The 12659-nt window shown below is 69.2% G+C and carries 14 protein-coding genes; 6 read left to right on the top strand and 8 right to left on the bottom strand.

Going from position 1 to position 12659, the window contains the following annotated elements:
• Positions 1 to 160: 160 nt before the first annotated feature.
• Together AB0I22_RS27010 and AB0I22_RS27005 are read right to left on the bottom strand one after the other, a co-directional pair.
• Entirely contained in the window at positions 161 to 289 is a 129-nt protein-coding gene (locus AB0I22_RS27010; RefSeq protein WP_363133505.1) for a DUF397 domain-containing protein, read from the bottom strand.
• On the bottom strand, positions 249 to 1208 hold the full coding sequence (locus AB0I22_RS27005) for a helix-turn-helix transcriptional regulator (RefSeq protein ID WP_363133504.1): 960 nt from the start codon (positions 1206 to 1208) through the stop codon (positions 249 to 251). The genes AB0I22_RS27010 and AB0I22_RS27005 overlap by 41 nt, the downstream gene beginning before the upstream one ends.
• Before the next feature lie 153 nt (positions 1209 to 1361).
• Between AB0I22_RS27005 and AB0I22_RS27000 the strand changes: the two genes are divergently transcribed.
• Positions 1362 to 1922, top strand: coding sequence for a hypothetical protein (locus AB0I22_RS27000; protein WP_363133503.1), 561 nt, complete (start codon positions 1362 to 1364; stop codon positions 1920 to 1922).
• Positions 1919 to 2359, top strand: coding sequence for a DUF6255 family natural product biosynthesis protein (locus AB0I22_RS26995; protein WP_363133502.1), 441 nt, complete (start codon positions 1919 to 1921; stop codon positions 2357 to 2359). Before AB0I22_RS27000 ends, AB0I22_RS26995 begins: the two co-directional genes overlap by 4 nt.
• 92 nt (positions 2360 to 2451) lie before the next feature.
• Here AB0I22_RS26995 and AB0I22_RS26990 read toward each other — a convergent pair whose 3' ends face one another.
• Complete coding sequence (locus AB0I22_RS26990; protein WP_363133501.1) at positions 2452 to 3900, bottom strand: MDR family MFS transporter; 1449 nt, start codon at positions 3898 to 3900, stop codon at positions 2452 to 2454.
• A gap of 181 nt (positions 3901 to 4081) precedes the next feature.
• On the opposite strand from AB0I22_RS26990, the gene AB0I22_RS26985 reads away from it, so the two are divergent.
• From AB0I22_RS26985 to AB0I22_RS26975, 3 genes are all read left to right on the top strand, one after another.
• Positions 4082 to 4687: a TetR/AcrR family transcriptional regulator gene (locus tag AB0I22_RS26985; RefSeq protein WP_363133500.1), complete on the top strand. Its 606-nt coding sequence runs from the start codon at positions 4082 to 4084 to the stop codon at positions 4685 to 4687.
• Positions 4688 to 5147: 460 nt separating this feature from the next.
• Entirely contained in the window at positions 5148 to 6056 is a 909-nt protein-coding gene (locus AB0I22_RS26980) for a zinc-binding dehydrogenase (protein WP_363133499.1), read from the top strand.
• A 23-nt stretch (positions 6057 to 6079) separates the two neighbouring features.
• Complete coding sequence (locus AB0I22_RS26975; protein WP_363133498.1) at positions 6080 to 7030, top strand: AraC family transcriptional regulator; 951 nt, start codon at positions 6080 to 6082, stop codon at positions 7028 to 7030.
• Between the two features lie 127 nt (positions 7031 to 7157).
• Here AB0I22_RS26975 and AB0I22_RS26970 read toward each other — a convergent pair whose 3' ends face one another.
• Together AB0I22_RS26970 and AB0I22_RS26965 are read right to left on the bottom strand one after the other, a co-directional pair.
• Positions 7158 to 8555 carry a gluconate:H+ symporter gene (locus AB0I22_RS26970; protein WP_363133497.1) on the bottom strand — a complete coding sequence of 466 codons (1398 nt, stop codon included), beginning with the start codon at positions 8553 to 8555 and terminating at the stop codon, positions 7158 to 7160.
• Between the two features lie 77 nt (positions 8556 to 8632).
• On the bottom strand, positions 8633 to 9169 hold the full coding sequence (locus AB0I22_RS26965; protein WP_363133496.1) for a gluconokinase: 537 nt from the start codon (positions 9167 to 9169) through the stop codon (positions 8633 to 8635).
• A gap of 185 nt (positions 9170 to 9354) precedes the next feature.
• On the opposite strand from AB0I22_RS26965, the gene AB0I22_RS26960 reads away from it, so the two are divergent.
• Complete coding sequence (locus tag AB0I22_RS26960) at positions 9355 to 10080, top strand: FCD domain-containing protein (RefSeq protein WP_363133495.1); 726 nt, start codon at positions 9355 to 9357, stop codon at positions 10078 to 10080.
• Between the two features lie 222 nt (positions 10081 to 10302).
• On the opposite strand, the gene AB0I22_RS26955 is transcribed toward AB0I22_RS26960, so the two are convergent.
• From AB0I22_RS26955 to AB0I22_RS26945, 3 genes are read right to left on the bottom strand one after another with little or no spacing between them, the layout of a single operon-like run.
• Positions 10303 to 11211 carry a transporter substrate-binding domain-containing protein gene (locus AB0I22_RS26955; protein WP_363133494.1) on the bottom strand — a complete coding sequence of 303 codons (909 nt, stop codon included), beginning with the start codon at positions 11209 to 11211 and terminating at the stop codon, positions 10303 to 10305.
• Between the two features lie 23 nt (positions 11212 to 11234).
• Positions 11235 to 12047 carry a hypothetical protein gene (locus tag AB0I22_RS26950; protein ID WP_363133493.1) on the bottom strand — a complete coding sequence of 271 codons (813 nt, stop codon included), beginning with the start codon at positions 12045 to 12047 and terminating at the stop codon, positions 11235 to 11237.
• Entirely contained in the window at positions 12044 to 12511 is a 468-nt protein-coding gene (locus AB0I22_RS26945) for a hypothetical protein (protein WP_363133492.1), read from the bottom strand. The genes AB0I22_RS26950 and AB0I22_RS26945 overlap by 4 nt, the downstream gene beginning before the upstream one ends.
• Positions 12512 to 12659 lie beyond the last annotated feature (148 nt).

Raw genomic sequence — 12659 nt, 5'->3', positions numbered from 1 at the left:
AAGCATGCAGACGCAGTTACGGTACCCAGCCGGCACGGTGTTGAGCCTCGTACACGTAGCACTCCTCCGCGCATACGGAAACAAAAGGCCCGCCGCCACCGAACAACAGTGACGACGGGCGCTTTGGGGGAAGTACTCGGGGCTTGAAGAGGTCCTGCCCTCAGGCTTCACAACCGGCAGCGAACGCGACAAACGACGCCCACGCCTCCGAGGAGACCCTGAGCACCGGACCCTGCGGGTTCTTGCTGTCACGAACGGGGACGACGGGGATACCTGTGCCTCGGGCCACCTCGACGCAATTTCCGCCGTTGTTTCCGCTGTAGCTGCTCTTGATCCACGTCGCCGCGCTGAGATCGTCTGTGGTCATGCGATCCGTACCCTTCCATGAAGCGCCTGATCAGAGCGGCAGACTCAAAGGCTGACAGAGCATCCGCCCTGAGCACATCATAGGTCCGCGCATGCCGCGCGTGGGCCGCTGGATCGTCGCTGAAGTAGCCACGATCCAGAGACTCCGAATAGACCCACTCCTGACCATCGGGCAGCGTGATCAGCGACATTGACGTGTTGGGACGCACTATGGCGGTCTGCGGTGCGGCAGGGGCCACCTGGATGCGGATGTTCGCCCTCCGGCCCACGGACAGCAGGTGCGCACACTGCCCGTGCATCACCTCACTGGACCCCACCACGGTACGAAGCGCGCTCTCGTCGAGGACCGCCATCAGCAAGGGCCCGTCAGCGGCCAGGAAACGCCGCTGTCGGCTGAGTCGCGCGGCGACACGCTCTTCGAGCAGTTCTCCGGAATCGACCTGTGCAAACAGCGCCCGCGCGTAGTCCTCGGACTGAAGCAGCCCCGGAACGACCTGTGTCTGGTACTCGCGGAGGGACACTGTCGCCGCATCCATCCTCGCTCGCCGCCTGAACCAATCGGGATGTTCCACGGCCGGATACCACTCGATCTTGCGCCAGAGCTTCAGGAGCGCTCCGCCCGTGCCCAGCAGTTCGTCGCAGAGGCGCGCGAAGCTCTCTTGGGGGACCCGTGTGCCCGACTCGACGCGGGCGAGGGTCGAGCGGTCACAGGGGATCTTCCCCGCGAGTTCGTCCTGGCTGTAGCCCGCCGACTGGCGGTAATGCTTCAACAGTTCGCCGAACACAGCTCCCGGAGTCTGTACCGTGACCGCTTGACCGTCCTGGGCATTGCGTCGCCGCATGGTGAACTCCTTTGTTCCAATTGTTTGTTGGAACACTGAAACTCTTGTGAGCGTACTCCCCGTGACGCGACGCTTGCCTTGTCAGTCCATTGTTCGCCCATACGGGTCACCTATGACCTCAACCAGGGCATGGCGCAAGGCGGTTGGTCACCTATGAAGAGCACAGCACGGGCCGAGCTTTCACGACTTATCGAGGAGCGTGGGATAGACGGTTCGCTCCTCGTGCCGAAATCGCCCGTCAAGCATGACGAGTCGGAGTACGGGGAAAACACGGCGTTCGGCACGACGATCTTCTCCCTTTGCCGAGAACCAGAACGCGATGGCGACGCACTACCGTCGCCCACGGCACATCGGAATCTGGTGCCGGCCGTCGGACCGCCGCCACCGGCCGCCCCCTTCTACGAGGCGTTCGCACTCCCCCACGCCCCCGGCCTGTGGCCCGAGTACGGAGTCGTATGCGTCTCCGACGAAGAGGGAGACGCAGAGCAGTGCGGCGACGGGTTGCCGTCCGCGACGCGGGCGGGGTGGGTCGATGAGTGGATGCGGCGGCACTCGTACGAGACCGGGCACGCGCGTTTTCGCCGGACCGTAATCGACTACGCGACGCTGGAACCACCGGCGGAGTTCGCGGTCCGGGTGGTCCCGGGCGGTAGGCCGAAGTCGCCGCCGAACGCCGCCGGAGCGGTCCGGGGCGACGACCGTAACCGTAGATGAAGCGCGTGTACACGGGAGAAGCGGTCGCCGCGCTATTCGCGTTCACGGCGTCGGTGGCGGTCGGGCTCACCGTGAGCCTCGCGTTCACTCACCGTCTGAACAAACCGGCTTCGCCGACCCTCCCCGCACACCCCACTCGGAATGCGCGGGCCGACGGGGAGCACGTCCCCGAACGTACCGCCCGCATCATCCAATTCCCCGTACCAGAAAGGGATTCCGTGCGCCGATCGGCCAGGTGCGAAGGGCCGGCATTCGGCCGGATGAACATCGTGTGCACTCATCCGGAAGGGCTCGTCCCCGATCTCGGAAGCGAGTCGTGCTGTGCGTGCGGAATCGTCCGGTGGACGGCCTACGGGGCGCTCTCTCCCCGCCTGGACCCGAGAGAGTTCGTGGAACGCGACGCCTCCAACGACTACGGCGCGGAGGGACGAACGTAGAAAGGTGAGCGCGTACGGCTCGTACGGGTGGGGGCGTCCCGCCCGTACGAGCCGTACGCCGCCGGCCCCGGCAGCAGAAGGAGCGGATCGGCTCAGGACGCGGAGGGCGTGGGGTCGGCGGCGGGTTCTGGAGTGCTGGGCTTGGCGGTGGGCGGGCCCTTGCGGAGCGGTACCTCGATGACGAAGAAGGCGGCGACGCAGGCCACAGCGGCGAGTGCGGCGGCGAGGAGGAAGATGTACCGGGTTCCGTCGACGAAGCTGTCGACTTCGACGTGGCCGTTGTGGCTGCTCAGTGCGTGGTTGAACAGGGCGCTGAAGATGGCGACGCCGATCGAACCGCCCACGGAACGGAAGAGGTTGAGGGAGCTGCTGGCGACGCCGAGGTCGCGCATCTCCACGGAGTTCTGGGCGATGGTGCCCGCCATCTGCATGCACTGGCCCAGGCCCGCGCCGAGGATCACCATGTAGCAGCCGATCAGCAGGCGTGGAGTGTCGGCGCTCATGGTGGCGAGCAGGGCCAGACCTATGGCCATCAGGGCCGTGCCGACGATGGGGAAGATCCGGTAGCGGCCGGAGGCGGACATGACCTTGCCCGCGATCGTGGAGACGACGAGTACGGGCAGCATCATCGGCACCATCAGCAGGCCGGAGTTGGCGGCCGAAGCCCCCTGCACCGTCTGCTGGAACAGCGGCAGGTACAGCCCCGCGCCCAGCGTGATCGCGCCGACGGCGAAGATGATCCCGATCGACAGCGGGAAGTTGCGGTGCCCGGTGAAGATCCGTAGCGGCAGTACAGGCTCGGCGACCCGGCGCTCGACCGCGATGAACCCGGCCAGGGACAGCGCGGCGACGACGCCGAGTGCGGCGATCTGCCAACTCCCCCAGGCGTAGCGGTCGCCGCCCCAGGTGGTGCCCAGGACGAGGGCGGAGATGGCGGCGCCGAGCAGGCCGATGCCGGTCCAGTCGATCCGCGCCTTGACGCGCTGGGCGGGCAGCCGCAGCAGCACGGAGATCCACACCAGGGTGATGAGGCCGAGGGGAAGGTTGATCCAGAAGGCCCAGCGCCAGCTCAGGTGGTCGGTGACGAAGCCGCCCAGCAGCGGGCCGCCGATGGTGCCGATGGCCATGACGGAGGCGGTCAGGCCCTGGTACTTGCCGCGTTCGCGCGGCGGGACGAGTGAGGCGATCAGGGCGAACGCGCCCGCGCCGATGCCTCCGGCGCCGATGCCCTGGAGGGCGCGGGCCGCGATCAGCATGCCCATCGAGGCGGCGGCGCCGCAGAGCGCGGAGCCGGCCATGAAGAACGCGATCGAGGCCAGATACATCCGCTTGCGGCCGAAGAGGTCGCCGAACTTGCCCCACACCGGTGTGGTGACCGCCGTGACCAGCGCGTAGATCGTGACGACCCAGGAGAGGGAGGCCATGCCGCCCAGGTCGCCGACGATCGTCGGCATCGCGGTGCTGACGACCATGTTGTCGAGCATCGACAGCAGCATGGCGAGCATGACGCCGAGCAGCACCCAGCGGACGTCGCGGGGCACGGCGGGCGCAGCGGATGGGGACGGGGATGGGGATGGGGACGGGAGTGGGGATGGAGATGGGGGTGGGGTGGTCATGACCGCCTCCTCAGAAGGGGTCCAGCAGGGGGCCGGAGCCGCATGGCCACCACCGTACGAGAAAGTTTGAGTGACTCAAAATTTTGCGTGGCCCTATGATTGAGCCATGGGACTTCGCGAGACCAAGAAGCAGCAGACGCGGCAGGCGATCGCGGACGCCGCGCTCCCGCTCTTCCTGGAGCACGGGTTCGATCAGGTGACCGTCGCCGAGGTGGCACGCCACGTGGGCGTATCCGGGCAGACGGTCTTCAACTACTTCCCCACCAAGGAAGACCTGTTCTTCGACCGCCAAGCGGAGGTCGAAGGCGAACTCGCCCGCCTGGTCCGCGAACGGGAACCGGGCTCCTGCCCCGCCGAGGCCATCCGCGACCAGCTCCTGGAAGCCCTGGGGCACCAACTCCCCCCGTTCCCCAGCGCCGAAGAAGGGCTGCGCTTCCACCAGGTCATCGCGGACAGCCCCGCCCTGCGCGCCCGCGAACGCGAGATCCGCGAACGCGCGGAAGCGGTCCTGGCCGCCGAACTGGAAGCGGAGGGCTCCGTCCCCGCCCCCGCCCTCCTGGCCGGCGCCCTCGCCGGTCTCCACCGCGCCGCCCTGCGCGAACTGCGCCGCCGCCTCATGTCCGGACAACCCGCGGAATCGGCCTGCCGAGCCCTCAAGGAATCCACCCGCACCGCCTTCGACGCCCTCTGCCACGGGCTGCACGGCGGCTGAGTCACGGGCCGCACGGCGGCTGACCGGGGTGCGGTGCCTACGGGCAGTGGTCTCGCGGGCCGCCGAAGGGGGAATGGGAAGCGCTGGCGCTGGGCGGCGACGTCCGTCCCTACGCGCGTACAACCTGTAGGCCCGCCTGTACGGACGTACGCTCCCTCCGCCCGTACTCGCCGTACTGGCCGTACCGGCGGCTCGGGCCCGTACGCCCGCTACAACACCAGCGACAGCAGCAGCAAGCAGCGCGAACAACACGATCCCGACCACCGAAATGGTCGTCTCCAGTTGCTACAGATCGTCAATTGATCGGTTCTCACGGGACTGGTCGCTGTGCTGGTCCTGCGTAAGGGTTTCAAGGAGACGGCAGTGCGGCATTCGCGCCCTCCGTCCGCTGCCGCGCCGAGTGTTCAGGCGCATTCACGGGAGCATCACGCGAGCATTCACGAGAGAAGGAAACACGCCCATGCGCGCCCTTGTTGTCGATCACGGCGAGGCCGGACCTGTCCGGTTCGCCGATGTCGATGAGCCCGTGCCGTCCAGTGACGAGGCGTTGGTCGAGATACGACACATCGGTCTCAACTTCGGAGAGCTGAATTACCTGGACAGGTGGCCGGCCGGCGCTGTTCATGGTCACGACGCGGCCGGTGTCGTGGCGCGCGCCGCGGCCGATGGTTCGGGGCCGCCCGTAGGTACGCGCGTCGCGCTGGGGATGTCCGCCCACGCGTGGGCGGAGCGGGTGGCGGTCAGCCCCGCCTCGCTCGGCACCGTTCCCGAGGGCGTGAATCTGGCCGACGGCGCCGCGCTGGGGATCGCCGGAGTCACCGCACTGCGGGTGCTGCGCAAGCGTTCCCTGCTGGCGCGCGACGTCCTGATCACCGGTGCCAGCGGGGGCGTGGGGCACTTCGCCGTCCAGTTGGCGGCGCTGGCGGGCGCACGGGTGACGGCCCTCGTGGGTTCGCCGGACCGGGCCGCCGGACTCCGCGAGCTCGGGGCCGACGAGGTCCTGACCGATCTGGCCGAGAGCGAGTACCGGTTCGACCTCGTCCTGGACACGGTCGGCGGGCCGGTGACGGCCCAGGCGTGGAACTCCCTCGCCGAGGGCGGCACCATCCACGTGGTCGGCTACTCCTCGGCGCAGGACACCACGTTCCCGTCAGGGAACTTGTTCGGCTTCGGCGAACCCCGCAGCATCGCCACCTACGGCGACATGACGCCGACCAGCGCGGAGCTGACGGACCTGCTGCGCCTCATGGCCGCCGGGAAGCTCTCGGCGCCGGTCGGACTGCGCGGCGACTGGCATGACGTGGCCGACGCCGTCCAGGCGCTGTTCGCGCGGAAGGTGCACGGAAAGATCGTTCTCGACGTGGTCTGATGCCCGTCGACGAGAATGCAACGATGGACGTACTCGCGGAGGCCCTGCGCGTATCGGGGGCGCGAGGGGCGCTCGGGGTCGTGCTGAAGGCCGGAGGAACCTGGGGCCTGTGGCTGGAGCCCTATCCGGGAGCGGCACTGCACGTGGTGTCCCGGGGCACGATGTGGCTCCACGTGCCGGGCGGGAAACCCCTGGAAGTGCGGGCGGGAGACGCCGTCCTGTTGTCGCCGGGCACCGCCCACGGGATAGCCGGCGGGCCGTCCAGTACGACGATGAGCGCCTGTGACCGGCAGGCGACGGACCAGGCCCTCACTGACGGCAGCGCCCTGCACCTGGGCTCGGCGCCGGCGGAGACGGAAGTGCTCGTCCTGCGCTATGCGCAGGACCCGGAGGTGAGTACGCCGGTGCTCACCTCCCTCGCCCGGCCGATGCACGTCACGAGCCGGGAGAACGCACAGCTCAGAAAGACCGTCGAGCTTCTGACGGCGGAGCTCGCGCAGCCGCAGATCGGCACCACCGCCGCCGTCAACAGCATCGTCGACCTTCTGCTCATCCAGTTCGTACGCGTCTGGCTGGCCCGCCACCCTGAGGAGCGGTCCGGCTCCTGGCTGGGCGCGATGCGTGACCCGGTCGTGCGCGACGCCCTGGAATGCGTCCACGCCCGACCGGAACACCCCTGGACCACCGAGTCCCTGGCGGCCGCGACGGCGGTCTCCCGTACGACGCTGTCCAGACGCTTCCGGTCCGCCCTCGGACAGACGCCGGGCGCGTACGTGACGCAGTGGCGCATGGACCTGGCGTCCGTCCGGCTCCGCGACACCGACGAGCCGGTCGAGTCGATCTCCGGCGCGGTCGGCTACGCCTCGCCGCACGCTTTCAGCCGCGCCTTCCGACGTGCCCGAGGCATGCCCCCGGGCGAGTACCGATCTCGGCTCCGCAGCGATGGCAGGCAGGCGATCCCCGGCGGGAGCTGAGCACCAACCTGTGGGCCCGCCTGTACGGACGTACGCCCGCCCGCACCCCGCCCGTACGTCCGTACGCCCGCCCCGCCACCCGTACTGGCCGTACTGGCCGTACCGGCGGCGCGGGCCCGTAAGCCCGCTACAACACCAGCGACAACAGCAGCACGAACACGATCCCGACCACCGAGATGATCGTCTCCATCAGGGACCACGTCTTGACGGTCTGGCCGACGTTCATCCCGAAGTACTCCTTTACCATCCAGAAGCCGGCGTCGTTGACGTGGCTGAAGAAGAGGGAGCCGGTGCCGACGGCGAGGACCAGGAGGGCGGTGTGGGTGGTGGACATGTCGGCGGCGAGGGGGGCGACGAGGCCGGCGGCCGAGATGGTGGCGACGGTGGCGGAGCCGGTGGCGAGGCGGATGGCCACCGCGATGAGCCAGGCGAGGAGGAGGGCCGAGATGTTCCAGTCCTTGGAGATGTCCAGGATCATCTGGCCGACGCCGACGTCGATCAGCGTCTGCTTGAAGCCGCCGCCCGCGCCGACGATCAGGAGGATGCCCGCGATCGGGGCCAGCGACTTCTCGACCGTCGTCGCGATGCGGTCGCGGCCGAAGCCCGCCGCGCGGCCGAGGGTGAACATGCCGACGATGACGGCGGCGAGCAGGGCGATCAGCGGTGAGCCGATGACGTCGGTGACGCGCTGGACGTGGTTCGACGGGTCGTCCACGACGATGTCGACCAGGGCCTTCGCGAGCATCAGCACGACCGGCAGGAGCACGGTCGAGACCGTGGCGCCGAAGCTCGGGCGGCGTTCCAGGTTCTCCGAGGCGCGCTGCGGGGTCAGGCCCTCGGGCGGGGTGATGTCGACCCAGCGGGCGGCGTAGCGGGCGAAGACCGGGCCCGCGATGACCGCCGTCGGGACGGCGATCAGCACGCCCAGGGCCAGCGTCACGCCGAGGTTGGCGTCGATGGCGTCGATCGCCGCGAGCGGGCCCGGGTGCGGCGGGATGAAACCGTGCATGACGGACAGGCCCGCGAGGGCGGGGATGCCGATGCGCATCAGCGAGTAGTTGCCGCGCTTGGCCACGAGCAGGACGACCGGGATCAGCAGCACGATGCCGACCTCGAAGAAGAGCGGCAGCCCGATCACGCCCGCGATCAGCACCATCGCCCAGGGCAGCGCGCGCCCGCTCGACTTGGCGAGGATCGTGTCGACGATCTGGTCCGCGCCCCCGGAGTCCGCCAGCAGCTTGCCGAGGATCGCGCCGAGCGCGATGAGGACGCCCGTACCCGCGACCGTGGAGCCGATGCCCGTCGTGAAACCGGCGATCGCCTTGTCCAGCGGCGCGCCCGCCACCGCCCCCAGCACCAGCGAGCCGATGGTCAGGGAGAGGAAGGCGTGCAGCTTGAACTTGGTGATCAGCAGGACGATGGCGGCGATTCCGGCCAGTACGGCGATGCCCAGCTGCGCGTGGCCTGCCGAGGTGATCGGCGCCGCTGCGTCCGCTGCCAGCATCTCGACGCTGAGATGAGTCACGGCGGGTTCCTAACGTCTGAAAGTTGTTCTTCTGGTGGGGGTGGTGGGGGGGCGGGTGCGGTGGGTGTGCGGCCCCTCTAGCTGCCGTCCACGCCCCTCAGCGCCGCCACCGCCCGTTCGGCGATCTCTCCCGGCGTACCGGCCACATCCACCGCCACACCCGCCTCGTCCGCCCCCAGCGGCTGAAGCGTGGCGAACTGCGAGTCCAGCAGCGCCGTCGGCATGAAATGACCCTTGCGCTCCGCCATGCGGCCCTCGATCAGCTCGCGGTCGCCCGTGAGGTGGAGGAAGACGAGATCGGGCGCGGCGGCCCGCAGCCGGTCGCGGTAGGCGCGCTTGAGCGCGGAGCTGCTCACCACGCCGCCCAGCCCGGCCCGGCGGTGCGCCCACGCGCCGATCGCGTCGAGCCATGGCCAGCGGTCGCCGTCGTCCAAGGGGGTGCCGGCCGACATCTTGGCGATGTTGGCGGGCGGGTGGAAGTCGTCGCCTTCGGCGTAGGGCACCCCGAGCGCGGCCGCCACCAGGGGGCCGATCGTGGTCTTCCCGGTGCCGGCCACGCCCATCACGACGACCACGTGGGGGGTGTCGGCCGCGTCAGGGGTGCGGGTGCTCATGGGGGCCTCACTGTCCGCTGCGCGCGCTGCCGCCATCGGCACGCGCTGTCTTCATTGACATCGGTGACATCGGTACGTCGCCACACTGAAACCCATACGTACGACGTATTCAAGAGCTTGTGACGCAAACGTCATACTTAATATTCCGCCGGGGACCCCGGCGGAGCGGCCCGTAGGCTGAGCACATGGACACGCAGGGGCTGCCGCCTGGCACACAGGGGATACGCGGGCTGCACGAGCGCGTGCTCTCCTGCCTCGGCCCCGCGATCACCGCGGGCGAGTACCCGCCGGGCACGGTCCTGCGCACCGACGAGCTGGAACGGCGCTTCGACGTCTCCCGCACCGTCATACGGGAGGCCATCCGCGTCCTGGAGTCCATGCACCTGGTCGCCTCGCGCCGCCGGGTCGGCGTGACCGTACGCCCCACCGAGGAGTGGAACGTCTACGACCCGCAGGTCATCCGCTGGCGGCTGGCCGGGGTCGACCGGCCCCGGCAGCTACGGTCACTGACGGTGCTGCGCTCCGCCGTCGAACCGGTCGCGGCCGGCCTCGCCGCCGCCCTCGCCACCCCCGAGCAGTGCGCCGCCCTGACGCGGCACGCGCTGGGCATGGTGGAGACCTCGCGCGGCCAGCAGCTCGACGGCTACCTCGTGCACGACACCGCGTTCCACCGGGTGATCCTCAACGCGTCCGGCAACGAGATGTTCGCCCGCCTCGGCGACGTCGTCGCCGAAGTCCTCACCGGGCGCACCCACCACCACGTGATGTTCACGGACCCCGACCCGGCCGCCGTCACCCTCCACGTCCGCGTCGCCGAGGCCGTACGGGAACGGGACTCCGCCCGCGCGGAGGAGCTGACGCGCGAGATCACGGTCGGGGCTATGGCCGAACTGGACGTCCTGGCTCCTTAGCGCAGCGTCGGGCGACGTTGCGTGCGTCTGCTCCTCGACCTTTGGCGTCGCTCGTCGTCTGGCGTTGATTGTCGCCTGGGGTTGCTCGTCGTCTGGGGTTGCTCGTCGTCTGGGGTTGCTCGTCGTCTGGCGTCGCTTGCCGCCCGGCGTCGCTCGTCGCCCGGCGCTGAAGGAGCTGTCGTTCGGCGTTGGAGGAGCTGTCGTTCGACGCTGGGGGAGCTGTCAGTCGTCCATCTTTCTGTTGCCCGGCTCGTCGCGGCAGGAGTAGGTGTCGATAGCGTCGCTGGTGGGCCTGGCGCTGTCGCGGATGTCCTTGGGGACACCTGACAGGTTGAGCTGGAAGTCCCGGTCCCAGTCATTGCTGAGCGCGTACTCCGTGAGGGCTTGCCGGAGCTTCTTGCAGTCGCCGCGGTGGCCTTTGGCCATGGCGATGCCGTAGTAGTTGGGCGCGCCGAATGCGAAGGACCGCACGACGGTGAGCTTGGGTTCGACTGCCATGAATCCGTAGAGAAGCAACTGGTCGGTGGAGACGGCGGCGACGAGGCCGTCTCGCAGCAGTTTGACGCAGTCCCGCGCATCTGTCTTCGAGGTGGTGTGGATGAGCTGGTACGCCGGGCTCTTCAGCAGCGCCTCGGAGGTGGTGCCTTCCCAGACGCAGACCTCCTCTCCTTCGAGGTCCTTGAGCTTCTTGAAGCGTCCGGCGTCCTTGGTCCGTACAAGGAGGCCCTGTTGGGTGGCTGCGTAGGGGCCCACGAAGTCGACCCCCACATGGTCTTTCGACGTCGGCGCCATCCTTTCCTTCGTGATCGAGTAGGTGGCCGCGATGAGTTGGACGTCCCCCTTGTCCAGGGCGCCGACCCGGTTCTTGGACAGGACGCCTTTGAAACTGGGGGTCTTGACCCCCACCCTGTCGAGCACTTCCCTGGCCACCGTGATGTCGAAGCCGTTGAACTCGCCGTCGTGGGGTGAATAGCTCGTGCCCGGCTGATCGCTCTTGGCGCCGACCTCGACCTTTCCTTCGGCGAACAGCGACGGGGGATCCGAGGAGCAGCCGGCCAGGACGACTCCCGCGAGGGCCGCTGCCGCGGCCCAGACGCGGATCGTGCGGGAACGATTCCCTGTTCTGCCCATGAACGGTCTCCAGTCGCTTCGTCTCAGTCGTTGTGCAGCGTTCCGCGGGCCCGCGCGAGGCTCATGGAACAGCCTGTCTCCGGCCGCACGGTGACCGCGAATTGGAGAGGCCCGTGGTGCCCGCCGAGGTCGAAGTCGACGGTCGACCGCGCGGGCACCTCCCGTGTGCTCGGGGTGACGCCCGGGGTGACGGCGGTGATCCCCGCCTTGATCATGCCGACGCAGGTGGCCGTGTCCGGAACGCTGTCGGTGATGGCCAGCGTCAGACGCAGCTTGTTCCGTGCGTCGCCGGAAGCCGGCCGCGCCATCTCCACCGTGAATGTGCCGCCGTTCTCGTCCACGGCCTTCGGGCCTGAGATGGTCATCTCCGCCTCGACCTCGCCGGTGAGGTCGACGGCCACCCAGGCGAGCGCGCCGCCACCGCAGCAGAGCGCGGCGACGCCGACGAGGATGGCGCGGACCATCCCGCGCCGCCGGGCGTCGGCGGCCCGCCGCACGGCATCGCGGGCCTGTGCGGTCCGGCCGGCCGGGTACAGGGCGGCGGCGCCGGCGATCAGCAGGGCGAGGGCCCCGAGGACGTAGGCCCACACGTACTGGCTCTGCGGGCCGCCGGGCCACTGGGCGACGGCGAAGACGGCGAAGCCGATGGTCGCGGCGATGACGAGACAGGCGGACACGGGGAGCCATGCGACGTTCGTCAACGTCCGCTTGAGCTCCCATTTGAACGTGGCGTGGTCACCGACCGCGCCGAACGAGGACGAGCCGTCGCCGCTGGAGCTGGAGCTGACTTTGCCGGTCTCGGGGCCCTTGTCCGCGCCGGAGCCGGCGGATCTCACGACCCGTCCTCGTGACGATCGCCGCCGCCGCCGAAGCGGAAGGTGGCGCCGTCCCCGACCGAACCGATGGCGGCGGAGTTCGGGCCATGGGCCGTGACGTGGTACGCGCGGGCGGGCGCCGGGGCGGCTGACATGAGCTCCGCCAGGCGGGCCTCGTCCGGAGTGCTGTCCCGCTGTTCGCCGAGCCATGCCTCCAGGGCCGCGGCCAGCCGGTGCCTGTCCTCCGGGGAGAGCACGCCGAGCAGATGGTCGGCGCGCTCTTCACTGCGGCCCTCAGGCAGGGCGATCGGGGCGTCCTCACCGCTACCGCGGCGGAAGAGCCGGCGAAAGTAGCCCTGGCCCGCGTCGATCGACCCGTCCGCGATGCGCTGCGCGGCGCTCGCCACCATGGCGGCGCCCAAGGTCTCGGTCGCCAGCGAGAAGTAGGTGGCGAGTTCAGCGGAGATCTCAGGAAAACTGGACATGGGCGCCCCGTCACTGATCGTTAGTGCGCTGCTTCCAAGCTGACAACTCGCTTATGCTAAAACGCTTTTGATGTTCTGTGTAGGTGTTCCATGCGCGCCCCGCATGGGTGCGCGTGCGGCCTGATCCGGTACGTCCGATCGGGCAGTG

This window comes from Streptomyces sp. NPDC050610, assembly GCF_040654875.1.
In the GTDB taxonomy this organism is placed as follows: Bacteria; Actinomycetota; Actinomycetes; order Streptomycetales; family Streptomycetaceae; genus Streptomyces.
Note: the sequence above shows the minus strand (reverse complement) of the source record. Positions and strands in the feature narration are given on the sequence as shown.

Coding starts and splice junctions, on each gene's coding strand:
- AB0I22_RS26960 (WP_363133495.1), top strand. CDS start 9,355: ATGGACACGCAGGGGCTGCCGCCTGGCACACAGGGGATACGCGGGCTG.
- AB0I22_RS26955 (WP_363133494.1), bottom strand. CDS start 11,211: ATGGGCAGAACAGGGAATCGTTCCCGCACGATCCGCGTCTGGGCCGCG.
- AB0I22_RS26980 (WP_363133499.1), top strand. CDS start 5,148: ATGCGCGCCCTTGTTGTCGATCACGGCGAGGCCGGACCTGTCCGGTTC.
- AB0I22_RS26965 (WP_363133496.1), bottom strand. CDS start 9,169: ATGAGCACCCGCACCCCTGACGCGGCCGACACCCCCCACGTGGTCGTC.
- AB0I22_RS27005 (WP_363133504.1), bottom strand. CDS start 1,208: ATGCGGCGACGCAATGCCCAGGACGGTCAAGCGGTCACGGTACAGACT.
- AB0I22_RS26985 (WP_363133500.1), top strand. CDS start 4,082: ATGGGACTTCGCGAGACCAAGAAGCAGCAGACGCGGCAGGCGATCGCG.
- AB0I22_RS26975 (WP_363133498.1), top strand. CDS start 6,080: ATGGACGTACTCGCGGAGGCCCTGCGCGTATCGGGGGCGCGAGGGGCG.
- AB0I22_RS27000 (WP_363133503.1), top strand. CDS start 1,362: ATGAAGAGCACAGCACGGGCCGAGCTTTCACGACTTATCGAGGAGCGT.
- AB0I22_RS26995 (WP_363133502.1), top strand. CDS start 1,919: ATGAAGCGCGTGTACACGGGAGAAGCGGTCGCCGCGCTATTCGCGTTC.
- AB0I22_RS26945 (WP_363133492.1), bottom strand. CDS start 12,511: ATGTCCAGTTTTCCTGAGATCTCCGCTGAACTCGCCACCTACTTCTCG.